The following is a 23,369-nucleotide window of genomic DNA, read 5'->3' as shown; positions in this document are numbered from 1 at the left end:
GGGAAAGGCAATCTCTCATACTAAGCCAGCGGTCTTAAGCCCGCCTTTATCATTGGAGAATCATCATGCCGCAATACCGTTCCCGCACCACCACCCACGGCCGCAACATGGCCGGCGCCCGCGCCCTGTGGCGCGCGACCGGCATGAAGGACGGCGATTTCGACAAGCCTATCGTCGCCGTGGTGAACTCCTTCACGCAGTTCGTGCCCGGCCACGTGCACCTGAAGGACCTGGGCCAGCTGGTAGCGCGCGAGATCGAAAAAGCCGGCGGCGTGGCCAAGGAATTCAACACCATCGCGGTCGATGACGGTATCGCCATGGGCCACGGCGGCATGCTGTACTCGCTGCCGTCGCGCGACCTGATCGCGGATTCGGTCGAGTACATGGTCAACGCGCACTGCGCCGATGCCATGGTGTGCATCTCCAACTGCGACAAGATCACGCCGGGCATGCTGATGGCCGCGATGCGCCTGAACATTCCGGTGGTGTTCATCTCCGGCGGCCCGATGGAAGCGGGCAAGGTAATCAAGGTGGTCGACGGCAAGCAGAAGATCATCAAGCTCGATCTGGTCGACGCCATGATTAAGGCTGGCGATCAGTCGGTCAGCGATGCCGACGTGGCCGAGATCGAGCGTTCCGCCTGTCCTACCTGCGGTTCGTGCTCGGGCATGTTCACCGCGAACTCGATGAACTGCCTGACCGAGGCGCTGGGTCTGGCGCTGCCGGGCAACGGCACCATCGTCGCCACGCACGCCGACCGCGAGCAGCTGTTCCTGCGCGCCGGCCGCCTGATCGTCGAACTGGCCAAGCGCCACTACGAGCAGGACGACTACTCGGTGCTGCCGCGCTCCATCGCCACCAAGGCCGCGTTTGAAAACGCGATGGCGCTGGATGTGTCGATGGGCGGTTCCACCAACACCGTGCTGCACTTGCTGGCCGCCGCGCATGAGGCGGAAGTGGACTTCGACATGAAGGACATCGACCGCATCTCGCGCAAAGTGCCATGCCTGTGCAAGGTCGCGCCGATGACCGACAAGTACCACATTGAAGACGTGCACCGCGCCGGCGGCATCGTGGCGATCCTGGGCGAGCTGGCGCGCGCCGGCTTGCTCGATACGTCGCTGCCGACCATCCACGCGCCGACGCTGGGCGATGCGATCGAACGCAACGACATCAAGCGCAGCGACGATCCGGCCGTGCACCAGCTGTTCCGCGCCGCGCCTGGCGGCGTGCCGACGCAGGTGGCGTTCTCGCAATCGGAACGCTACGATGCGCTGGATACCGACCGCAGCACCGGCTGCATCCGCGACAAGGCGCACGCGTATTCGCAGGACGGCGGTCTGGCTGTCTTGTACGGCAACCTGGCGGAGAACGGTTGCATCGTCAAGACCGCTGGTGTGGATGAAAGCATTTTGAAATTCAGCGGCAATGCACGCGTGTTCGAGAGCCAGGATGCGGCGGTTGAGGGCATCCTGGGCGATACGGTGCATGAGGGCGATGTGGTCATCATCCGCTACGAAGGTCCGAAGGGTGGGCCTGGCATGCAGGAGATGCTGTATCCGACTTCGTACATCAAGTCCAAGGGCTTGGGCAAGGCTTGCGCGCTGCTGACCGATGGCCGCTTCTCGGGCGGTTCGTCGGGGCTGGTGATCGGCCATGCTTCGCCGGAAGCGGCGGAGGGCGGCGCGATCGGCCTGGTGGAAGAGGGCGATATGATCGATATCGATATCCCGAACCGCACCATCAGCCTGCGCATCAGCGATGCCGATCTGGCGGCGCGGCGCGCGGCGATGGAGGCCAAGGGGGCGGCGGCCTGGAAGCCGGTGAACCGTCAGCGTTATGTGTCGCAGGCGCTGCAAGCCTACGCGGCGCTGACCACGTCGGCCGACCGTGGCGCCGTGCGCGATCTGTCGCAGATCAAGCGCTAAGGTCAACTGTCATTCCCGCGCAGGCGGGAATCCATGCTGAGCATCCATGCTTGGCGCTCTATGGATTCCCGCTTTCGCGGGAATGACGGGCCGCTATTTCTTGTCGAAATTCTGCTTTACGCGCGCCTTGCGGCGCTTTTCGTCTTCGTCGTGGGCCTTGCGCTTGTCCAGGCCCAGCATCGGTTCCAGGAACTCGAACCACACGAAGGCGAACACCATCAGCCCGATAATCCACCACCAGGACAGCAGGGCGAACTTCCACACTTCAAAATAACGCAGCCCGCACAGGGCGAGGATCAGCAGAATCATAGGCATGACGTTCTCCTCCAGTTACCTCATCTTACAAAGAAAACGGTTTTACGTGCAGCAATATTCTATTATCGGTCAACGAGCATAAGCGGTATGGCGTTTATTGTTCATTGGGAAAACACGGTAGAATTGTTGGCAGATTTGAGTAGCACTTACCTGGAGAAGACAATGAAACGCAATTTGATGATGGTTGGTATGGTGGTGGCTTCGGCATTCGCATCGCAATCGGCTATGGCCGACGCGGGTATGGACCTGGCGAAAGCGAAGAACTGCCTGGCTTGCCACGCCGTGAGCACCAAGCTGGTTGGTCCTGCCTACAAGGATGTCGCCGCCAAATACGCCGGCCAGAAAGATGCGGAAGCCAAACTGGTGACGAAAGTAATCAAGGGCGGCACCGGCGCCTGGGGCGCGATCCCTATGCCTGCCAATCCGCAAGTGAGCGAAGCCGAAGCGAAAACCCTGGTGAAATGGGTGCTGGCGCAGAAATGAGCCTTGCAGCACTAAGTTAGCCGTAAAAAAAACGCGCCATCGGCGCGTTTTTCGTTGGTGCTGCTGAAGCTTACTTGATGACCGAAGTGATGGTCTTGGTGCCGTTGTTGTAGTTGTACAGCGTCAGCGAGCCATCCTTGATGTCACCCTTGGCATCGAACTCGATCAGGCCGGTAACGCCCTGGTACTTGATCTTCTGCAGCACTGGCAGGTACTTGGCAGGCTCTGCCGAGTTCGCCTGCTGCATGGCGGCGGCCATGGTCATGACCGAGTCGTACACGTATGGCGCGTACAGCTGCACGTCCATGTTGTACTTCTTCTTGTAGCGGGCGTGGAAATCGTCCATGTTCTTTTGCAGCTCAGGCGGCACACCGCCGGCTTCGGCGCAGGTGACGACCGGTACTGCGGTTTCGCCAGCCAGCTTAGGCAGCGATTCGGTGCACAGGCCGTCGCCGCCCATGTACTTGGCCTTGATGCCCAGCGCCTTCATCTGGCGCAGCAGCGGGCCGCCTACCGAGTCCATGCCGCCGAAGAAGATGACGTCGGGATTCTTGGCCTTGATGGTGGTCAGGATAGCGTTGAAGTCGGTGGCCTTGTCGGTGGTGAATTCCTTGCCGACGATTTGCACGCCAGGCATCGCCTTCTTGGCGCCCTTGACGAACTCTTCCGCGACGCCCTGGCCGTAGGAAGTGCGGTCATCGATGACGGCGATCTTCTTCACGCCCATCTTGTTGACGGCGTAAGCGCCCAGCGTGCCGCCCAGCTTGGCGTCATTGGCGACCACGCGGAAGGCCGAGTTGAAGCCCTGCTGCGTATATTTGGTCTGGGTGGTGGCCGGCGAAATTTCCGGGATGCCGGCGTCGAAGTAAATCTTCGAGGCAGGGATGGTGGTGCCCGAGTTCAGATGGCCGATCACGCCGTTGACTTTGGCGTCGACCAGTTTCTGTGCAACGGCCGTACCCTGTTTCGGATCGCCGCCGTCGTCTTCCAGCACGAGTACGAATTTGACCGGCTTGCCGCCGATCTTGATGCCTTTGGCGTTCAATTCTTCGACGGCCATTTTGGCGCCGTTTTCATTGTCCTTGCCAAGGTGCGCGGATGGACCGGAAACCGGCGCCACGTGGCCGATCTTGATCACTTCTTGCGCGCCGGCGCTGCCAGCAAAAGCCAGGGCGATGGCGAGTGGAATGAATTTGGTCTTGAACAGCATATGCATTCTCCAATGGTTGAATAAGCGACGGTGTCTCTTGAGCGCCGCAGAATTTTTCTGCAAGGCCAAAAGGTACAACAAATTATTCTTAACGCAAAGGGAGATTCGCAGGGTTTCGCACTTTTAAGTGGCATTTCCCGGTTTTGATGCGCGCTGCGCTGGGAGGGGGCGGTCCGTGCACCAGAAGTGGGAACGGACCGGGAGGGAAATTCTTACTTTTTGGCTTGCAGATGCGTCAGCTCTTGCGAGACGGCGCGGGCGACGATTTTCTCGATGGTGTCGTGCAGGCCGATGCGGATTTCATTGGTCAGGCCATGCAAGGCATGGGTCAGGACTTCGGCCATGCAGTCCTTGATGCGCTGCTCCAGCACGAAGTCCACGCGCGACTGCAGCTGGTGCATGATGCGCTCGGACAGGCGATGCTCCATCATCGCCCATTCCGCATCGCCCCAGTTGTCGATGGCGTCGGCTTCCAGATCGGCCGCCATCTCGGCGCGCTTGGACAGGATGGAACGGGCGCCGTTAGCCGCTTCGCCGGGCAGCAGTTCATCGCCCAGGGGCTCGGCCTTCAGGACTTCCGTCAAGACAGGGATACTGGCGTCAAACGATTGGGCTTGGCTCATGATTTTCCTGTGACAAAGTGAGTAAGTGGATAGTCTTGCTGCTTGTATGCGACGTAGCGCTTGCGGCCTGCGGCCGCATCATCCTCGTCGGAGGAAATTACTTCGATCATGCGCGCAAATTGCGCGACCCCGGAAGGCGCGCGGCGCGACAAATTTATCAATAATTCTTTGTGTGGTAATTCCGCCTCATCGTTGTCGGTAAGAATGATTGGCGTGTGCGCGGCGAGCGCATCGCCGGCGAGCACGTGGGGCAGGAAGTCCACAGAGGAAAATGTCCACATCGCCGTGTTAAGTTCCGCCAGTTGCGCCTCATCGTCTGCCATCAGTACCACGCGCGTGTTGGCCGCGCTGGCCTTGCGCACGAGGCGGCAGGCATAGGCGATCTTGTCCGGCACGTTGGTGTGGAAATCGATGCGTGTCATAGCTGTTTGATCTGTTCTGTAGAGGAGGAATGCCCGCAGCAAGCCGCTGCGAGATTCCAGTTTATTCGAAAATTATTTTTACCGCTGGCACCGATGTTGCTACCGCGTGCGAATTTTAGAATTGGAAACCGGGCGGCGCGTTGACCGGCGGCAGGGGCTTGGGCAGCTCCTCCACCGGGCGCGGCGCTTCGGGCACTGGCGGTGGCGGCGGCGCGGCGGAAACGGGCGCTGGGTACTGGTAATTCGGCGGCAGGCGCTTCTCCAGCGGATAGCCTGCGTCGCTCAGCAACACGTCCCAGCTGTTCTGTTCGAAGCCCGTCAGTTTGCTGCGACCCACCAGCAACAATGGCAGCTGACCATTGCCTCCGGCCTTCTTCAGCGCCAACTGATCGTCCACCGAGGTAATGGTTTTTTCATGGAAGGGAATGCCGCGCGCCATCAGCATGGCGCGGCCGTTGCTGCAACCGTCGCACTGTGCCGTGGTGTACAGCGTGACGGGGCGGTTGCGTACGGCGTCGGCCAGTTCCTGCGGCAACTCCACCGAAGCTCCACCGGTGGAAAACGATTTCACTTCGACTTTTGTTTTGGCCGGTGTGGACGGCGGTGGCGGCTGGTCGCTGTAGTGGGTGACGCCCTTGTCGTCGACCCACTTGTACACCTGGGCGCTGGCCGTGCCGAAGCACAGCAGCGCGACGGTGAGCATGGCCAGCCGCTTCACGATCAGGCTGCCATGCCGCTGTGACGCAGCAGCGCGTCGATGCTGGGCTCGCGGCCACGGAAGGCCGTGAACGATTCCAGCGCAGGACGCGAACCGCCTACCGACAGGATCTCCTGCAGATAGCGCTTGCCGGTGGCGGTGGTGGCGTCAGGGCCCAGTGCCTTGGCTTCTTCGAACGCGGCATAGGCATCGGCGGACAGCACCTCGGCCCACTTGTAGCTGTAGTAGCCGGCCGCGTAGCCGCCGGCGAAGATGTGGCCGAAAGAGTTCTGGAAACGGTTGAACGCAGGCGGCACGATCAGCGCGAACTTGGCGCGCACTTCGTCGATCACTTGCTGCACGGTCTTGCCGGTGCTGGCGTCGTAGTCGTAGTGCAGGTGCATGTCGAGCAGCGAGAACTCGACCTGGCGCAGCGTCTGCAGACCGGACTGGAAATTCTTCGCGGCCAGCATCTTGTCGTACAGCGCGCGCGGCAGCGGTTCGCCGGTCGTCACGTGCGAGGTCATGTGTTCGAGCACTTCCCATTCCCAGCAGAAGTTCTCCATGAATTGCGACGGCAGTTCCACCGCATCCCATTCGACGCCGGAGATGCCGGATACGCCCAGCTCATCCACCTGCGTCAGCATGTGGTGCAGGCCGTGGCCGAATTCGTGGAACAGCGTGATCACTTCATCGTGCGTGAACAGCGACGGCTGCACCACGCCATCAACCACTGCAGGCTCGGTGAAGTTGCAGGTCAGGTAGGCGACCGGGGTTTGTACTTTCTCTTCCTCGGCGCGGCGGCCGCGGGCGTCGTCCATCCAGGCGCCGCCGCTCTTGCCGGCGCGCGCGTACAGGTCCAGGTAGAACTGGCCGATCAGCTTGCCGTTGCGCTCGATGCGGAAGAAGCGCACGTCCTTGTGCCATACCGGCGCGTCGTCCGGTTTGATCTCGACCGTGAACAGGTTCTGGATCAAACGGAACAGGCCGTCGACCACTTTGTGTTCAGGGAAGTACTGCTTCACTTCCTGCGCGGAGAAGGCGTAGCGGCGCTCCTGCAGTTTTTCGGATGCGTAGGGAATGTCCCAGGCTTTCAGTTCTTCGATGCCCAGTTCTTCCTGCGCGAATTTTTTCAGCTCGGCCAGGTCCTGCTCGGCGAACGGACGGGCGCGCTTGGCCAGGTCTTCGAGGAAGGCGATCACCTGGTCCGGCGACTGCGCCATCTTCGGCACCAGCGAGACTTCGGCGAAGTTTTTATAGCCCAGCAGCTTGGCTTCCTCGTCGCGCAGCTTGAGCAGCGTGACGATGTTTTGCGTGTTGTCCCAGTCTTCCTTCTTGCTGAACACTTCGCCCTGCTCGGAAGCCTTGGTGGCGTTGGCGCGGTAAATGGTTTCGCGCAGTTCGCGCTTGTCGGCGAATTGCAGGATAGGGAAGTAGGACGGGAAGTGCAGCGAGAATTCGTAGCCTTTCTTGTTTTCCTTCTCGGCGGCGGCGCGCGCGGCGGCTTTCACGTCGGCGGGCAGGCCGGCCAGGTCGGCTTCGTCGGCCACCAGCAGTTTGAAGTCGTTGGTGGCGTCGAGCACGTTTTCGGAGAAGCGCGTCGAGACCGACGCGTGTTCTTCCTGGATGTCGGCAAAGCGTTCTTTTTTATCGGCAGGCAGTTCGGCGCCGCCCATGCGGAAATCGCGCACGGCGTTGTCGATGATGCGCTTGCGGGCCGGCGACAGGCTGTCGAAGCCGGCCGATGCGCGCAGCGCCTTGTACTTGCCGAACAGCGCCTCGTTCTGGGCCAGCGCGGTCCAGAACTCGGTCACTTTCGGTTGGTTGTCGTTGTAGGTGGCGCGCAGCTCTGGCGTATCGACCACATTGTTCAGATGGCTGACGATGCCCCATGCGCGGCCCAGCAGCTCCGTGGCGTTTTCCAGCGGGGTGACGAAGTTATCCCAGGTCACTTGCTCGGACGGCGCTTCCAGTTGCTCGACCACGGCGCGGCTTTTGGCCAGCAGTTCATCGATGGCCGGGGTGACGTGCTCGGGCTTGATCGCATCGAAACGCGGCAGGCCGCTAAAGTCCAGCAGGGGATTATCAGTAGTCATCGTAGTTCCAATAGGTTCGTTACAGCGTCGTCCCCGCGAAAGCGGGGACCCATAGAACGCTAGCTCAACATGGGTTCCCGCTTTCGCGGGAACGACGGCATTTAAGTGCGCTCGGCCGCTTCGACGGTGTTCATCAGCAGCATGGTGATGGTCATCGGACCCACGCCGCCTGGTACCGGCGTGATGTGCGATGCCACTTCCTTGATGCCGGCGAAATCGACGTCGCCGCACAGCTTGCCCGCTTCGTCACGGTTGATGCCGACGTCGATGACGATCGCGCCCGGCTTCACCATATCAGCGGTCAGCGTATTGCGGCGGCCGGTTGCGGCCACAACGATGTCGGCCTGGCGGGTGTACAGGCCCAGGTCCGGCGTCGCACTATGGCAGATGGTGACGGTGGCGTTGGCTTGCAAGAGCAGCAGCGCCATCGGCTTGCCCACGGTGTTGCTGCGGCCGATGACGACCGCGTGCTTGCCGCGCAGGTTGACGCCGGTGCTTTCGATCAGCTTCATGCAGCCGTACGGGGTGCAAGGACGGAAGCCGTCCAGGCCGGCCATCAGCTCGCCGGCGCTCAGCACCGAGTAGCCGTCCACGTCTTTCTTGGTGGAGATCGCTTCGATGACTTTGTGCGGGTCGATGTGCTTAGGCAGCGGCATTTGCACCAGGATGCCGTGGATGGCCGGATCGGCGTTCAGCGCGGCGATGCGTTCCAGCAGCGCGGCTTCGCTCAGGTCGGCAGGGTACTGATCCTTCAAGGAGTAGAAGCCGGCGTCCTCGCAAGCCTTGACCTTGTTGCGCACGTACACATGGCTGGCCGGGTCGTCGCCGACGATGATGACGGCCAGGCCGGGCTGTTTGCCCTGGGCGGTGAGGGCGGCAGCACGTGCAGCAATTTCCGCGCGCAGTTTTTGGGAGAGGGCGATTCCGTCGATCAGTTGAGCAGGCATGATTTTGGCAGAGGGGAGGGAAAAGCGAGATTATAAAGCCCGGTGAGGGCAATCGGCCAATCTACCGTCGCTGCAATCGCACCGTGCCTGCTCGTTGGCGCTGCGAGGGGGAGGGCGGCATGGGGCCGCCCTGTAGCGACTACGACGTCTTCTTGCCGGTGCGGCGACGGCGTGCCATACCGCCCAAGGCGATCATGCCGATGCTATACATCGCCCAGCTGGTTGGCTCAGGCACTGGTACGGCGGACCAGTTAGCGTAGGTGAAGTTAGGGTATCCCGAGGTACCCTGGCTGATGACAGTGGCGTAGCTTTGATCCGCTCGCGTCGGGTCGGCGAAGACGGTTAGGTAGGCATTTACGGGGTAGCATTGGCAGCTGAATGCCTTGTCAAACATGGTTTCCAGGTTGCACTCATCTGCGGCACTGCAGCCATTAATGCGCAAAGGCTGATGGGAGAACTGGTTGCCCGAGCCAAATACCGCGGACGACAGGGCGGCTTCGGCTTTGAGCATCAGACTTTCGTTCCTGGCAAAAGGCATGTTATTGAGCGTGCTGCAGTCCTGGCCGCGGAAGTCCCAGCAGTCGCCGTGGGCAAATGAAACGTTATACGCGACGTCATTCACCATGATATTTCGCACACCCATCAGCGTGAGCGTGTCACCGGAGCCGCTGGTCACCAGTTGCGGTGCCGCCATGGCGTTCAGGCTCAGGCAGGAAATGACCAGCATCAGCGCGTAGCGCCACAAACGTAATATCGACATGATAAAACCTTTTCAAAGATAGATGATTAAATGCCAAGTATGAGCGCGACATTTCTTGTTGTCAATGAAACAAATGTAATGTTTTCACATGTATCCCGCATTGTTATTTCGCATTATGAAATCACGTGTCGTAATTTGAAAAGCGGCGAAAGTACTGTTAGAATCGAACACGGCATCGAAGTATTGGTAAATAATCAGCGTTAGTTCAGCACTCAAACTCAGGAGACTTAATACATGTCAGCTCAACTTGACCAGGTAACGGCAAACCCCGACCCTGATTCGCAAGAAACCAAAGAATGGTTGGACGCACTGGCCGCAGTGCTGGAACAAGAGGGCCCTGAACGTGCTCACTACCTGATGGAACGCCTGATCGACCTGGCCCGCCAAAGCGGCTCGGATATCCCGTTCTCCGCCAATACCGCATACGTCAACACCATCCCCGCCCACCTCGAAACCCATTGCCCAGGCAATCTGGAATACGAAGAGAAGCTGCGCTCGTGGATGCGCTGGAACGCCATGGCGATGGTCGTCAAGGCCAACCGCGTCGACGGCGACCTCGGTGGACACCTGTCCTCGTTCGCCTCGCTGGCCAACATGCTGGGCATCGGCTTCAACCACTTCTGGAAAGCGCCTAGCGAAAGCCACGGCGGCGACCTGCTGTACATCCAGGGCCACTCCTCGCCAGGCGTGTACGCCCGCGCGTTCCTCGAAGGCCGCCTGAGCGAAGAGCAGCTGACCCATTACCGTCGCGAAGTCGACGGCAAGGGCCTGTCCTCGTACCCGCACCCGAAACTGATGCCGAACTTCTGGCAGTTCCCGACCGTGTCGATGGGCCTGGGCCCGTTGATGGCGATCTACCAGGCACGCTTCCTGAAGTACCTGCACGCGCGCTCGATCGCCGACACCACCGATCGTAAAGTCTGGGCATTCTGCGGCGACGGCGAGATGGATGAACCGGAGTCGCTGGGCGCGATCGGCATGGCCGCGCGCGAGAAGCTGGACAACCTGGTCATCGTCGTCAACTGCAACCTGCAGCGCCTGGACGGCCCTGTGCGCGGCAACGGCAAGATCATTCAAGAGCTGGAAGCGGACTTCCGCGGCGCCGGCTGGAACGTCGTGAAAGTCATCTGGGGCCCGGGTTGGGACGCGCTGCTGAAGCAGGACAAAGAAGGCATCCTGCGCAAAGTGATGATGGAAACCGTCGACGGCGAATACCAGAACTACAAAGCGAAAGACGGCGCCTACGTGCGCGCCAACTTCTTCGGCAAGCATCCTAAGCTGCTGGAGATGGTCGCCAACATGACCGACGACGATATCTGGCGCCTGACCCGTGGCGGCCACGATCCGCACAAAATCTACGCCGCCTTCAAGGTCGCACAGGAACACAAAGGCCAACCGACCGTCCTGCTGGTGAAAACCATCAAGGGCTTCGGCATGGGCAAGCACGGCGAAGCACGCAACACCGCGCACAACACCAAGAAGCTGACCGACGAAGCCGTGCGCGAAATGCGCGACCGCTACTCGATCCCTATCCCGGACGACAAGCTGGCCGACATCCCGTTCTACAAGCCTGCCGACGACGCACCGGAAATCAAGTACCTGCACGAGCGCCGCGCCGCGCTGGGCGGCTACCTGCCGGCCCGCCGCATGCAAGCCGACGAGAAGCTGACCGTGCCGCCACTGTCCGCGTTCCAGAACGTGCTGGATGCGACCGCAGAAGGCCGCGAAGTATCGAGCACCCAGACCTACGTGCGTATCCTGACCACGCTGCTGAAAGACTCCAGCGTTGGTTCGCGTATCGTGCCGGTGCTGGTCGACGAGTCGCGCACCTTCGGTATGGAAGGCCTGTTCCGCCAGGTTGGTATCTTCAACCAGCAAGGCCAGTTGTATGAGCCGGTCGACAAAGACCAGGTCATGTACTACCGAGAAGACAAGGCCGGCCAGATCCTGCAAGAGGGTATCAATGAAGCCGGCGGTATGAGCTCGTGGATCGCTGCGGCGACTTCGTACTCGACCAACAACCGCGTGATGATCCCGTTCTACACGTACTACTCGATGTTCGGCATGCAGCGTATCGGCGACCTGGTATGGGCCGCCGCCGACATGCGCGCCCGTGGCTTCCTGATGGGCGGCACCGCCGGCCGTACGACGCTGAACGGCGAAGGTCTGCAGCACGAAGACGGTCATAGCCACCTGTTCGCAGCGGCTGTACCGAACTGCATGCCTTACGATCCGACCTATGGCCACGAACTGGCCGTGATTATCCAGGACGGTATGCGCCGCATGGTGGAAGAACAGGAAGACGTGTTCTACTACATCACCATCATGAACGAGAACTACCCGCACCCAGGCATCAAGCCAGGCCAGGAAGAGGGCATCCTGAAGGGTATGTACCTGCTGCAGAAAGGCGACGAGAAAGCCAAGCAGCGCGTGCAGCTGATCGGCTCCGGCACCATCCTGCGCGAATCGATCTTCGCCGCAGAACTGCTGAAGAACGACTGGAACATCGCCGCCGACGTGTGGTCCGCTCCATCGCTGACGCTGGTGGCCCGCGACGGCCAGGACGCAGAGCGCTGGAACCTGGTCAACCCGACCAAGGAACAACGCGTGCCATACGTGGCGCAGCTGCTGAAGGATACGACCGGCCCTATCGTTGCGACGACCGATTACATGCGTGCGTTTGCTGAGCAGATCCGCGCCTTCATCCCGAAAGACCGCACCTACCGCGTGCTGGGCACCGATGGTTTCGGCCGTTCGGACACCCGCGCCGCACTGCGCGAGTTCTTCGAAGTGAACCGTTACTACATCACGGTCGCTGCGCTGAAATCGCTGGCGGAAGAAGGCAAGATCGACGCCAAGGTGGTGGAACAGGCTGTGGTCAAGTACGGCCTGAACGCCGACAAGCCAAATCCGGTGACTCAATAATTAGAACGGAGCAGACGCTATGAGCATTGTGGAAGTTAAAGTCCCGGATATCGGTGATTTCAAGGAAGTTGAAATCATCGAGTTGATGATCAAAGTCGGCGACACCATCAAGGTGGACCAGTCGCTGATTACCGTTGAATCGGACAAGGCCAGCATGGAGATTCCTTCGTCCGCCGCTGGCGTGGTCAAGGAAATCAAGGTCAAGGTCGGCGACAAGGTGGCTATGGGTTCGCTGCTGCTGTTGTTGGAAGCTGATGGCGCTGGCGCAGCTCCTGCCGCTGCCGCACCTGCACCAGCCGCTGCGGCTCCAGCACCGGCGCCTGCCGCTGCTGCCGCGCCAGCACCTGCACCGGCTGCCGCCGTTTCGGCCGGCCCGGTCGAAGTCAAAGTGCCGGACATCGGCGACTTCAAGGAAGTTGAAGTCATCGAAGTGATGGTCAAGGTTGGCGATACGATCAAGGTCGATCAATCGCTGCTGACCGTTGAATCGGACAAGGCCAGCATGGAAATCCCTTCGTCGCACGCAGGTGTGGTGAAGGAAGTGAAGATAAAGGTTGGCGACAAGGTTGCGATGGGCTCCGTCGTGCTGGTGGTTGAAGCCACCGGTGGCGCCGCTGCTCCGGCTCCTGCCGCTGCTGCGCCTGCTGCCGCAGCCGCTCCAGCAGCAGCTGTTGCCGCGCCTTCGCCGGCGCCTGCCGCCGCCGCTGCCGCACCAGCCGCATCGCAAGGCTCGGTCCAAACCGGCAAGCTGGCGCACGCATCGCCGTCGATCCGCAAGTTCGCCCGCGAACTGGGCGTGGATCTGCTCAAGGTGCCTGGCTCCGGTCCTAAAGGCCGCATCACCCAGCTGGACGTGCAGAACTACGTCAAGGGCGTGATGGCTGGTACCACCGCTGCACCTGCGGGCGCATCGTCGCCAGCAGGCGGCAACGGCGGCATTAGCGTGCTGCCATGGCCGGTGATCGACTTCAGCAAATTCGGCCCGACCGAACTGCTGCCGCTGTCGCGCATCAAGAAAATCTCTGGTCCTAACCTGCACCGCAACTGGGTCATGATCCCGCACGTCACGCAGTTCGACGATGCCGACATCACCGAGCTGGAAGCGTTCCGCGTCGAGACCAACAACGCCAACGCCAAGAACAAGGACGCGGCCAAGCTGACCATGCTGGCCTTCGTCATCAAGGCATCGGTCGCCGCGCTGAAGAAATTCCCGGCGTTTAACGCGTCGCTGGATGAGAAGGGTGAAAACCTGATCCTCAAGCAGTACTACAACATCGGCTTCGCGGCCGACACGCCGAACGGCCTGGTTGTGCCAGTGATCAAAAACGCCGACCAGAAATCGGTCTCGCAGATCGCCCGCGAAATGACCGAGCTGTCGCTGCAAGCGCGCGAAGGCAAGCTGAAGCCGACCGATATGCAAGGCGCCAGCTTCACCATCTCGTCGCTGGGCGGCATCGGCGGCACGCACTTCACTCCTATCGTCAACGCGCCGGAAGTGGCGATCCTTGGCCTGTCCAAGGCATCGATCAAGCCGGTGTGGGACGGCAAGGCATTCCAGCCTCGCCTGATGATGGGTACCTCGCTGTCCTACGACCACCGCGTGGTCGACGGCGCGATGGGTGCTCGCTTCTCCGTGTACCTGAGCGAAGTGCTCGGCGACATGCGCAAAATTCTGCTGTAAGGAGCGACTATGAGCACAGAAGTGAAAGTGCCGAACATCGGCGACTTCGCAGAAGTTGAAGTGATCGAGGTGATGGTCAAGGTTGGCGATACGATCAAGGTCGATCAGTCGCTGATCACCGTTGAATCGGACAAGGCCAGCATGGAAGTTCCTTCGTCGCACGCAGGTGTGGTGAAGGAAGTGAAGATCAAGGTTGGCGACAAGGTCAAGGAAGGCTCGCTGATGCTGGTGGTTGAAGCTTCCGCTGGCGCGGCTGCTGCGGCTCCTGCCGCCGCGCCGGCGCCTGCTGCGGCAGCTCCAGCTGCGGCCGCAGCGCCTGCACCAGCCGCACCGATCGCCGCACCAGCCGGTAGCAGCTATGCCGGCCAGGTCGACATCGACTGCGACATGATGGTACTGGGCGGCGGTCCTGGCGGTTACTCCGCCGCGTTCCGCGCTGCGGACCTGGGCCTGAACACCGTGATCGTCGAGCGTTACGAAACGCTGGGCGGCGTGTGCCTGAACGTAGGTTGCATTCCGTCGAAAGCGCTGCTGCACGTGGCATCCGTGATCGACGAAACCTCGCACATGTCCAACACCGGCGTCACCTTCGCCAAGCCGACCATCGACATCGACCAGGTACGCAAGTACAAGGAAGGCGTCATCAAGAACATGACCGGCGGTCTGGCCGGCATGGCCAAGGCACGCAAGACGCAGGTCGTCACCGGCGTCGGCCAGTTCCTGAGCGCGAACCACATCGAAGTCACGGCTGGCGACGGCACCAAGAAAGTGGTGCAGTTCAAGCAGGCCATCATCGCAGCTGGTTCGGCTGTTGTGAAGCTGCCGTTCGTGCCTGAAGATCCGCGCATCGTCGATTCGACCGGCGCGCTGGAACTGCGCCAGATCCCGAAACGCATGCTGGTCATCGGCGGCGGCATCATCGGCCTGGAAATGGCTACCGTGTACTCCACCTTCGGCGCGCGCATCGACGTGGTCGAAATGATGGACGGTTTGATGCAAGGCGCTGATCGCGATGCGGTCAAGGTCTGGCAGAAGTTCAACGAGAAGCGCTTCGACAACATCATGACCAAGACCAAAACGGTAGGCGTTGAAGCGCTGCCGGAAGGGATCAAAGTCACCTTCGAAGCGGCGGAAGCCGGCGCTGCCGCGCCAGCCCCGCAGATCTACGATCTGGTGCTGGTTGCAGTGGGCCGCAGCCCGAACGGCAAGAAGATCGCCGCCGACAAGGCAGGCGTGATCGTGTCCGATCGAGGCTTCATTCCGGTCGACAGCCAGATGCGCACCAACGTGCCGAACATCTTCGCCATCGGCGACCTGGTGGGCCAGCCTATGCTGGCGCACAAGGCGGTGCACGAAGGCCACGTGGCGGCGGAAGCTGCTGCGGGCCAGAAGTCGCACTTCGATGTGAAGGTGATTCCATCGGTGGCCTACACCGATCCGGAAGTGGCATGGGCCGGCATCACCGAGGACGAAGCGAAAGCCAAGGGCATCAAGGTCGAGAAGGGCCACTTCCCTTGGGCAGCGAGCGGCCGCGCCGTGGCCAATGGCCGCGCCGAGGGCTTCACCAAGCTGCTGTTCGACGCTGAAACGCATCGCATCATCGGCGGCACCATCGTCGGCACGCACGCCGGCGACATGATTGGCGAGATCGCGCTGGCAATCGAGATGGGTTGCGACGGCACCGACATCGGCAAGACGATCCACCCGCACCCGACCTTGGGCGAGTCGATCGGCATGGCCGCCGAAGTGTACGAAGGCGTCTGCACCGACCTGCCTCCGCCGCGCAAGCGCTAAGCAAAGCAGCATCACGAAACCGGGACTTGTTCCCGGTTTTTTTATATCTGGGGTTATGAGATGAGTTCTATTTTTCCGCTGTTGCTGTCGATTGCGCTGTACACGAGTCTCGTGAAGCTGGCGGCGTTCCTGTACAAGCGCGCGCTACTGAGTTGGCGCGACGCTTGCATCTTCAGCCTGATACTGCTGATGGTGCTGGGCGCCGGCACGCTGCTGAATCGTTTGTCCGGCAATGCGATTCCACTACTGGTGTCGATCGCCGCAGGCATGGTGATCCAGGTCGGCATCGGCGCGTGGTACCTGGCGCCACGTGCTCGTGACGCCGGCGGTGAACTGCTGGGCAGCAAAGGCGCCGCCATGCTGTCGCTGATCGCGTATGGACTGATCGCTGCGCTTGGCCTGTTGGCTGCCATGGCGATGGGCGCGCTGGTGGATTAGGTTGGCAACAACACCACCGCGACGTCGGACGGAGTTGCTGTTCGCGCCTGGATGCATAGGCGCGCCGGCCATGGTAGCCAAGTGCGCAGTGGAACGCCGCTGACCACGGAAATGGTCCCCATACGCGATGTGGGGATTGCTACATCATTTTATTGGCAAGCATTCTATTCAATTGTAATTTTTAACAACGTAACTAAATTTATAATTATTTAATTGAAAACAAAGTAACAATACCTTACAGTCCAAATGAGTTGCTGTTGCAACGACTGCAACCAGACCGTCATCATAATAGCCACTCTGGAGGATTGGATGAATTCGCGGATATCGGTAGCATTCAAAGCGGTGTTTCTACTATCACTCGTTGCCCCTCCTGCATTTGCGGACGATCCAGACATCCAATCAGTGGAGATCCCACACAAGAAGCTGCGACCTTTTTGGGGTGGCGATGACGTCAGTGGGCGGGGCAATTTTTCCAGTTCGAGCGGCATTGCCAAGGGTAGTTCTTCAGCAGGAACAGGGCCGGCGGATGCCGGTCCCGCAGCAGCCAATACTGTCGATCCTGCGGCAACGGATGACTCGAAGACCTGTCCCAAAACCGAGAACCCCGTCATTCTCAGCACCGGAGAAAAATATAAAGACGAGGTGGATTTCTCGGCTGGTGGCGAGTACGGCCTGGGAGTCTCCCGGACCTATCGCAGCAAGCAAGCAACCGGTTCGTTGTTCGGGCCGAATTGGCTCTCCAATCTGGATATTCCGCGCATCGTCTTTACCACGGCCGGCTGCACGATCACTCCTGACGGCGCCTGTATTCCACAGAAGGCCACCGTCACCGATACCGACGGCACTAAATTCACCCATAAATTCAACGGCCAGATCAGCTCCCTCACCAGCAACTCAGCCCTGCGCGCGCGCAGTGAATTGATGAGGAAGTTCGCTGCCGCCAATGGCGTCAAATTGGCGCCGTTGGCGGCGGGCGACAGTTACACCTATAGTTCCGGCGGCGCCGCATCCACCGGGACCTTGCTGTACACGCCGGGTAGCGGGTGGACACTGGAAAAGAATCACGTCACCTACTATTACGACGACAGCGGCCGCATCCAAAGCATCAGCGACGATATTGGCGTCGGCGTGTACTACACCTATTTGACCGGGCGCGTCAGCCGCATCACCAATACAGCCGGGAAGTTTATCGAGCTGGGTTGGGGGACGAACAGCCGCGTGAGCACCGTCAAGGATGCCTCCGGCAACATCTGGACTTACGGCTACAATGCCGGAGGCATGCTGACCAGCGTCACCTCGCCGACCATCGCGGGCCAGACTGCGGACCTGCGCACCTACCATTATGAGAATGCCGATCCGACGCTACTGACAGGTATTTCGATCAATGGCGCGCGCTACAGCACCTACGCCTACTACGCTGATAAACGCGTCCAGCAAAGCAGCCTGGCCGGAGGCGAGCAAAGCGACACATTCACATATGGCGCCAATACGACCCTCGTCACGAATGCGCTGGGTCAGCCTACTACCTACACCTTCGCCACGATCTCGGGAGAGAAAAAACTCACAGACGTGTCGCGCAGCGCCACCGGAACCTGCGGCGGTGCCAACGCTAAAAACGTCTATCTGCCCAACGGCTATCCAGATTATTCGCTGGATTGGAAGGGCAACCGCACCCAATACAGCATCGATGCGGCTGGCCGCATCCTGAGCGTGACCACGGCGGCGGGAACCGCTGACGCGCTGACCAGGACCAACGTCTGGAACGACAGTCAGATTGACCACATCGACTATGCGGGTACGTCTGGTGTTGCTTACTACCGCATCAGTTATACCTATTACACCAGCGGGTATCCCACCGGCCGCGTCGCCAGCGTGACCGAAGACGATCTCAAAACCGGTAAGCAAAGGAAGACGAACTACGGCTACAGTTTTAATAGCAGCGGCACGATTGCCAGCCGGACCTACACCGAAATCCTGGCAAATGGGGTGACGGGCACAACCACGGTCACCTATGACGCCTTCGGCAACATGGCGACGCTCACCAATGCTTTGAACCAGCAAGAATCCTGGACGGGTTATAACGGCTTGGGACTGCCTGGATCGCATATCGACATCAATGGTGTGCAAACGAACTACGCATATGCGCCGAACGGCAATTTGACATCGATCACGCAGATGTTGCCCACCGGGGCTAGGGTGACGACGCTGGCCTATAACAACAATAAACAAGTCACCGATATCACCTATGCCGACGGCCGGGTTCAGCGTTATCGCTACAACGCCGCCACGCGCTTGGAGAAAGTCGGCGATGCGCTCTCCAAATTCGAGTTGACCTCAATCGACGTGGCCAACAACACTGTCAAGGTCAGCTCGGAACGTGCGACGCCGGGCAGTGGTGCGACGCCTGCTGCCACGGTTTCCGGCGAATTCAGCAACAGCATGGTGCGCGACTCCTTGGGCCGTTCCTACCGGCGACTGGGTAACAGTGGACAGCGTGTGGATTATCGCTACGACGGCAACGGCAACCTTGAGTCCGTTACTGATGTCCAGAGCCATGTCACTCGGTATGAATACGACAGCCAAAACCGTTTACTGAAACAAACGGCGCCGGATCTGGGAGTGACCGAGTATTCGTACGATGACAATGGCATGCTGGAGTGGGTAAAAGACCCGCGTGGACATACGACCAGCTATGCCCGCAACGGCTTCGGAGACGTGACCACCCAAGTCAGCCCAGATTCCGGCACCACGACCTACGACTACGATAGCGCCGGCCTTCTTTACAGCGAGAGCAAGGCGAACGGGAAAGTGCTGGTTTACGGCTGGGACAAGCTGGGGCGCTTGCTGTCACGCAGCAGTGGCGGTGTCAGCGAGATCTACACATACGACAGCGGTGCGTACGGCAAGGGGCATTTGACAAGTGTGAGCGACGCGACCGGAAGCACGTCGTTTGCCTATAATGCGGCCGCTCAGCTGACCGGCAAGGTCAGCAATATTAATGGCGCCAACTACACTCTGGGTTGGGGCTACGATGCCGCCGGCCGCCTGAGTACGATGACCTATCCGGGCGGTTTTTCGTTGGGCTACGACTATGATGCCTACGGCAGGCTTTCGCGGATACGCAGCTCCCTGAGCGGCACGTGGTCGGTGCTGGCCGATACCTTCCTGTATCAGGCGGCGAACGGTGCGCGCTATGCCTGGCGCTTCGGCAATGGACTGCCCCGCTCGGTAACATTGGACACCGATGGCCGCATCGCACAGATGACGAGTTCGGCCGTGCACAACGTGACCCTGGGCTATAACAACGTCGACCTGATCCAGACACTGACCGATGCCGTCAATACGCCGATGACGCAGACATTGGGCTACGATGCAGCGGACCGGTTGGGTTCCACGAACCGCAGCACTGACGCACAGGCATTTTCCTGGGACACCGTCGGCAACCGTACGGGGCAAACCCGGCAGGGGATCGGCTACAGCTACACCATCAACCCGCTGAACAATCAGCTGAGTGCCTGGAGTGGCAACGGCAAAGCGCGTAGCCTGTACTACGATCAGGCGGGCAACCTCGGCAGTGAAAGCCGCAATGATGGCAGCCGCACCTATGAATACGACACTTTCAATCGGCTGAGCAAGGTGTATGTGAACGGCGCCGTGGTCGGCGACTACCGCAACAATGCATTCAATCAGCGCGCCTACAAAATTGCCGGGGGCGCGACAGCCAGTATCTATGGCCCGTCCGGAGAACTGCTCGCCGAGTCCGGTGCCAGCAATACCAATTACGTCTGGGTGGGCGGTGAGTTGCTCGGTATCGTGCGTGGCGGGACGTTCTATGCGAGCCATAATGATCATCTGGGGCGGCCGGAAGTGCTGACGAATGCCACGGGAGGCATAGTATGGCGCGCTGCCAATGCGGCGTTTGATCGTGCCGTCACCTCGGATACGATTGGTGGCCTTAACATCGCTTTCCCAGGGCAGTATGTCGACAGCGAGAGCGGGCTTTGGTATAACTGGAACAGGTACTATGATCCCACTGTTGGCCGTTATTTGCAGAGTGATCCGATTGGCCTGGATGGTGGCATAAACACCTATGCATATGTCGGTGGGAATCCATTGAGTAAGATGGACCCATCAGGTTTGGCCAGCGCGATCATTCTTTCTGGAGGTATAAGCAGCAATCCTTTCGGCCATATCGCTTTGGCTACTTCGGGCTCAGGCGTGTACAGTTTTGGGACGGTTCATCCGTACGGTAGTAGCATGGATAAATACCTAGCTTCCCAAGTGGCAGAGCGGATGGTGCAAATCGTGCTGCTTAATACAACACCGGCACAAGAAGCCAGTTTGAGAGAATCCATGGTGCAGCCCAAGGGGAAATATGGGGCAATTAATAACAATTGCTCTACAAGCGTCGGGAAGGCAATGAATGCTGCGGGATTGTCCAGTAGCGACCCGTCCACCTTGCCCGGCTTTACATTCTATGACGCGCTATCGCTTCCTGGTGCGCAATACATCTACATACCCCAAGGCGGTGCAATACCTGCGAACCTTGGGACTTTTAACCCAAATTAGATATGAACCATCCCCACTCTACCGGATTGTCTAAGCCTCTTGTTTTTAGTGCCGGGCTCATAATAGCCATTGCATTAGCCGCCGCAACTTACTACTGGTTCGCGGTTGTACGGGTGGGGGAGCTCGGAACAAAGAATGCCTATTCGTTTCTGCAAGATATTGAAATCGAAAATAGGCAAACTGACGTCAAGAGTGGGCCAATTGTTCTGGATAGAATGTCTGCAAGCGGCTATTGGGTCTTGGGCTTAGTATCGAACGACAAGAAATTCCCGCGTACTTGGATCATTTTGAACCAGACGGCACCGGATGGAACTGTTCTGATGCTTCCGGTTGGCACGGGCGCCCAAGTTAGCTGCGGCTATATTGACAACCTGCCGAGGGCGGCGCTTTCCGATCCCCAGGTGCTTCAATTTTTGGAGGGGATTTGCACGCACGATGTCAGTGCCGACAAACGGACACGAACGGAGCAGTAATGCCGGAGATGGCAGAGTTGGGGGCGTCTGTGCTTGGCGACTCGGTCGTACCCTGTTCGTAGTTGGTTCCTGTCTTGCTCGTATCCCAACCTAGGCTGATCGGTTTCATTTCGAGCAGCACCGCACAAAAGTATGCGTACGACGCGGTCAACAACCGCCTGCAGTCAACCTTAGCCACGTTGCACCCAACAGCAACCGCTTGACGGCAACCGCCTGACCGGTGCGGGCCTGCCGCAACCAGTACGATGCGGCGGGCAATTTAACCAGCGACGGGACTGTCACCTATACCTACAACGAAGTCGGCCGCATGGACAACATAACTGGTGGTGATACTACCGTTACCTTGAACTACAACGCCCTGGGGCAGCACGTCCTCAAGAGCACAGCGGGCAGTTTCGTCTACGATGCGGATGGACGCCTGCTGTGGCACCGTCGGCAAAACCCGGCAGGGGATTCGCTACAGCTACGCCATCAACCCGCAGAACAATCAGCTGAGTGCCTGGAGTGGCAATGGCAAAACGCGCAGCCTGTATTACGATCAGGCGGGCAACCTCGGCAGTGAAAGCCGCAATGATGGCAGCCGCACCTATGAATACGACACTTTCAATCGGCTGAGCAAGGTGTATGTGAACGGCGCCGTGGTCGGCGACTACCGCAACAATGCATTCAATCAGCGCGCCTACAAAATTGCCGGGGGCGCGACAGCCAGTATCTATGGCCCGTCCGGAGAACTGCTGGCCGAGTCCGGTGCCAGCAATACCAATTACGTCTGGGTGGGCGGTGAGTTGCTCGGTATCGTGCGTGGCGGGACGTTCTATGCGAGCCATAATGATCATCTGGGGCGGCCGGAAGTGCTGACGAATGCCACGGGAGGCATAATATGGCGCGCTGCCAATGCGGCGTTTGACCGTGCCGTCACTACGGATACGATTGGCGGCTTTAATATCGCTTTCCCTGGGCAGTATGTCGACAGCGAGAGCGGGCTTTGGTATAACTGGAACAGGTACTATGATCCTGTTCTTGGTCGTTACATACACAGCGATCCGATTGGACTGGTGGGGGGCGTCAACACCTACAGCTATGTCGGCGGAAATCCTGTCAGTTACATCGATCCGACCGGATTGATTTGCACATGCAGTCCCGACGCCACGGCTAATGCCGCGAAAAGTCACGAAGGCGAATCGGGATGGGGTAAGCCTGGCTGGCGTGGCGGCTTTGGCTGGATCACAGAGTTCAAGTGCAATAAGTTTGTCAATCAATCCGCAACTGAAGGCGGTTCGTCGCCGCCAATGGTCAACAATCGCGCAGCGACTGCCGGCGAACTGGGCGATCCAAACATGAGTGTCCCTGACTGGCCTGTAGTCCAAGGACCAGCGAAGGCGGGCGACATTATCGCTATCGGTCACGCGGGACCGGGATACACGGGACATACAGGAATTGTTGTTGGCCTTTCGAGCACCGCTTCGGCAAATAGCAACACGGGAACGATTACGGTCAACGATTGGGGCTTTAGGCTAGGGCAAACGCCGGTAATTCGTCGTTGCACATGCCAATAATGTGGAGATGAAAATGGCACGGCGTGGAGTTATATTTTTACTGTTATCTGTAATTGGAGGGGGGGCTGGCGCTTTTGTGGCCTCATTGATCTCGTTCTGGCTTTATCCGCAGCTCCAATCTGATTTGCCGATGTTCCTGCGCGATCTCTTCTCGTTTGGTGCTGCGGCGTCGGCTGTGTTCGTTTGGCTGTTTTATGTTCCCGCGTTTATTGTGCTACTGCTTCTAAATAAGCGATTCATGGCGGCTAATCTGAAAGACTGGCCCTATGGGGTCTTCTTGGGGGTATCGTTCCTGTTAGTCTTTATTAGTCAGATTCATCCTTTTGCGGTATTTTCCAGCGGTGTTCTGGAATACTTATTGAACACCATACTTGCTGGGATGATTTTGACGGGGACAGTGGCAATATTAAGGAGCCGGCGTAACGAGTAGTCGCTGTCGGCTGCAACATCTA

Annotated in this window: 18 protein-coding genes; 10 read left to right on the top strand and 8 right to left on the bottom strand. The window is 59.4% G+C overall.

Translation table 11 applies throughout. The annotated features are described in order from the left end of the window. The first annotated feature begins 65 nt into the window (after positions 1-65). Positions 66-1,928: a dihydroxy-acid dehydratase gene (gene ilvD / locus GEV02_RS18685; RefSeq protein ID WP_152839391.1), complete on the top strand. Its 1,863-nt coding sequence runs from the start codon at positions 66-68 to the stop codon at positions 1,926-1,928. A 93-nt stretch (positions 1,929-2,021) separates the two neighbouring features. Here ilvD and GEV02_RS18680 read toward each other — a convergent pair whose 3' ends face one another. Further along, positions 2,022-2,243, bottom strand: a complete 222-nt coding sequence (locus tag GEV02_RS18680; protein WP_008451576.1) for a TIGR04438 family Trp-rich protein — start codon at positions 2,241-2,243, stop codon at positions 2,022-2,024. A gap of 162 nt (positions 2,244-2,405) precedes the next feature. Here GEV02_RS18680 and GEV02_RS18675 point away from each other — a divergent pair, with 162 nt between their 5' ends. Then, the gene (locus GEV02_RS18675; protein WP_070269230.1) at positions 2,406-2,726 is read left to right on the top strand and encodes a c-type cytochrome; all 321 of its coding nucleotides are present in this window, start codon (positions 2,406-2,408) and stop codon (positions 2,724-2,726) included. A 70-nt stretch (positions 2,727-2,796) separates the two neighbouring features. Here the strand turns inward: GEV02_RS18675 and GEV02_RS18670 are convergent, their stop codons facing one another. The 7 genes from GEV02_RS18670 to GEV02_RS18640 all read right to left on the bottom strand — a co-directional run bounded on the left by GEV02_RS18670 (position 2,797) and on the right by GEV02_RS18640 (position 9,481). Then, entirely contained in the window at positions 2,797-3,936 is a 1,140-nt protein-coding gene (locus tag GEV02_RS18670; RefSeq protein ID WP_152806218.1) for a branched-chain amino acid ABC transporter substrate-binding protein, read from the bottom strand. A 212-nt stretch (positions 3,937-4,148) separates the two neighbouring features. Next, on the bottom strand, positions 4,149-4,559 hold the full coding sequence (locus tag GEV02_RS18665) for a hypothetical protein (RefSeq protein ID WP_008451573.1): 411 nt from the start codon (positions 4,557-4,559) through the stop codon (positions 4,149-4,151). Next, positions 4,556-4,981 carry a DNA polymerase III subunit chi gene (locus tag GEV02_RS18660; RefSeq protein ID WP_152839390.1) on the bottom strand — a complete coding sequence of 142 codons (426 nt, stop codon included), beginning with the start codon at positions 4,979-4,981 and terminating at the stop codon, positions 4,556-4,558. Before GEV02_RS18660 ends, GEV02_RS18665 begins: the two co-directional genes overlap by 4 nt. 115 nt (positions 4,982-5,096) lie before the next feature. Then, positions 5,097-5,699 carry a glutaredoxin family protein gene (locus GEV02_RS18655; RefSeq protein WP_328595850.1) on the bottom strand — a complete coding sequence of 201 codons (603 nt, stop codon included), beginning with the start codon at positions 5,697-5,699 and terminating at the stop codon, positions 5,097-5,099. A 2-nt stretch (positions 5,700-5,701) separates the two neighbouring features. Continuing rightward, complete coding sequence (locus GEV02_RS18650) at positions 5,702-7,774, bottom strand: M3 family metallopeptidase (RefSeq protein ID WP_152839389.1); 2,073 nt, start codon at positions 7,772-7,774, stop codon at positions 5,702-5,704. A 101-nt stretch (positions 7,775-7,875) separates the two neighbouring features. Further along, a complete protein-coding gene (gene folD / locus GEV02_RS18645) occupies positions 7,876-8,721 on the bottom strand; it encodes a bifunctional methylenetetrahydrofolate dehydrogenase/methenyltetrahydrofolate cyclohydrolase FolD (protein WP_152839388.1) in 846 nt (281 codons plus the stop codon). A 139-nt stretch (positions 8,722-8,860) separates the two neighbouring features. Beyond that, positions 8,861-9,481: a PEP-CTERM sorting domain-containing protein gene (locus GEV02_RS18640; protein ID WP_152839387.1), complete on the bottom strand. Its 621-nt coding sequence runs from the start codon at positions 9,479-9,481 to the stop codon at positions 8,861-8,863. 234 nt (positions 9,482-9,715) lie between these two features. Between GEV02_RS18640 and aceE the strand changes: the two genes are divergently transcribed. The 8 genes from aceE to GEV02_RS18600 all read left to right on the top strand — a co-directional run bounded on the left by aceE (position 9,716) and on the right by GEV02_RS18600 (position 23,347). Beyond that, positions 9,716-12,406, top strand: a complete 2,691-nt coding sequence (aceE, locus tag GEV02_RS18635; RefSeq protein WP_152839386.1) for a pyruvate dehydrogenase (acetyl-transferring), homodimeric type — start codon at positions 9,716-9,718, stop codon at positions 12,404-12,406. 19 nt (positions 12,407-12,425) lie between these two features. Next, on the top strand, positions 12,426-14,087 hold the full coding sequence (gene aceF / locus GEV02_RS18630) for a dihydrolipoyllysine-residue acetyltransferase (protein WP_152839385.1): 1,662 nt from the start codon (positions 12,426-12,428) through the stop codon (positions 14,085-14,087). A gap of 9 nt (positions 14,088-14,096) precedes the next feature. Then, positions 14,097-15,881 (top strand): dihydrolipoyl dehydrogenase, encoded by a 1,785-nt coding sequence (lpdA, locus tag GEV02_RS18625; protein ID WP_152839384.1) that lies wholly within the window; start codon positions 14,097-14,099, stop codon positions 15,879-15,881. 60 nt (positions 15,882-15,941) lie between these two features. Continuing rightward, entirely contained in the window at positions 15,942-16,319 is a 378-nt protein-coding gene (locus tag GEV02_RS18620) for a hypothetical protein (protein WP_152839383.1), read from the top strand. Positions 16,320-16,628: 309 nt separating this feature from the next. Further along, positions 16,629-20,888: an RHS repeat-associated core domain-containing protein gene (locus GEV02_RS18615; RefSeq protein ID WP_174999172.1), complete on the top strand. Its 4,260-nt coding sequence runs from the start codon at positions 16,629-16,631 to the stop codon at positions 20,886-20,888. Between the two features lie 2 nt (positions 20,889-20,890). Beyond that, positions 20,891-21,361 carry a hypothetical protein gene (locus GEV02_RS18610; protein ID WP_152839381.1) on the top strand — a complete coding sequence of 157 codons (471 nt, stop codon included), beginning with the start codon at positions 20,891-20,893 and terminating at the stop codon, positions 21,359-21,361. Between the two features lie 410 nt (positions 21,362-21,771). Further along, entirely contained in the window at positions 21,772-22,917 is a 1,146-nt protein-coding gene (locus tag GEV02_RS33695; RefSeq protein WP_328595849.1) for an RHS repeat-associated core domain-containing protein, read from the top strand. A 13-nt stretch (positions 22,918-22,930) separates the two neighbouring features. Continuing rightward, complete coding sequence (locus GEV02_RS18600; protein WP_152839380.1) at positions 22,931-23,347, top strand: hypothetical protein; 417 nt, start codon at positions 22,931-22,933, stop codon at positions 23,345-23,347. Positions 23,348-23,369: the final 22 nt, after the last annotated feature.

Origin of the sequence: Rugamonas aquatica (genome assembly GCF_009380215.1) — a bacterium.
Taxonomy (GTDB): domain Bacteria; phylum Pseudomonadota; class Gammaproteobacteria; order Burkholderiales; family Burkholderiaceae_D; genus Rugamonas; species Rugamonas aquatica_B.
This window is presented reverse-complemented; position numbering and strand designations above follow the sequence as displayed.

Excerpts from the sequence above, each read along its gene's own strand:
- folD (WP_152839388.1), bottom strand. The coding sequence starts at position 8,721 with ATGCCTGCTCAACTGATCGACGGAATCGCCCTCTCCCAAAAACTGCGC.
- GEV02_RS18610 (WP_152839381.1), top strand. The coding sequence starts at position 20,891 with ATGAACCATCCCCACTCTACCGGATTGTCTAAGCCTCTTGTTTTTAGT.
- lpdA (WP_152839384.1), top strand. The coding sequence starts at position 14,097 with ATGAGCACAGAAGTGAAAGTGCCGAACATCGGCGACTTCGCAGAAGTT.
- GEV02_RS18650 (WP_152839389.1), bottom strand. The coding sequence starts at position 7,774 with ATGACTACTGATAATCCCCTGCTGGACTTTAGCGGCCTGCCGCGTTTC.
- GEV02_RS18665 (WP_008451573.1), bottom strand. The coding sequence starts at position 4,559 with ATGAGCCAAGCCCAATCGTTTGACGCCAGTATCCCTGTCTTGACGGAA.
- GEV02_RS18680 (WP_008451576.1), bottom strand. The coding sequence starts at position 2,243 with ATGCCTATGATTCTGCTGATCCTCGCCCTGTGCGGGCTGCGTTATTTT.
- GEV02_RS18675 (WP_070269230.1), top strand. The coding sequence starts at position 2,406 with ATGAAACGCAATTTGATGATGGTTGGTATGGTGGTGGCTTCGGCATTC.
- aceE (WP_152839386.1), top strand. The coding sequence starts at position 9,716 with ATGTCAGCTCAACTTGACCAGGTAACGGCAAACCCCGACCCTGATTCG.
- GEV02_RS18600 (WP_152839380.1), top strand. The coding sequence starts at position 22,931 with ATGGCACGGCGTGGAGTTATATTTTTACTGTTATCTGTAATTGGAGGG.
- GEV02_RS18660 (WP_152839390.1), bottom strand. The coding sequence starts at position 4,981 with ATGACACGCATCGATTTCCACACCAACGTGCCGGACAAGATCGCCTAT.
- GEV02_RS18640 (WP_152839387.1), bottom strand. The coding sequence starts at position 9,481 with ATGTCGATATTACGTTTGTGGCGCTACGCGCTGATGCTGGTCATTTCC.
- ilvD (WP_152839391.1), top strand. The coding sequence starts at position 66 with ATGCCGCAATACCGTTCCCGCACCACCACCCACGGCCGCAACATGGCC.
- GEV02_RS33695 (WP_328595849.1), top strand. The coding sequence starts at position 21,772 with ATGGACGCCTGCTGTGGCACCGTCGGCAAAACCCGGCAGGGGATTCGC.
- aceF (WP_152839385.1), top strand. The coding sequence starts at position 12,426 with ATGAGCATTGTGGAAGTTAAAGTCCCGGATATCGGTGATTTCAAGGAA.
- GEV02_RS18620 (WP_152839383.1), top strand. The coding sequence starts at position 15,942 with ATGAGTTCTATTTTTCCGCTGTTGCTGTCGATTGCGCTGTACACGAGT.
- GEV02_RS18615 (WP_174999172.1), top strand. The coding sequence starts at position 16,629 with ATGAATTCGCGGATATCGGTAGCATTCAAAGCGGTGTTTCTACTATCA.
- GEV02_RS18670 (WP_152806218.1), bottom strand. The coding sequence starts at position 3,936 with ATGCTGTTCAAGACCAAATTCATTCCACTCGCCATCGCCCTGGCTTTT.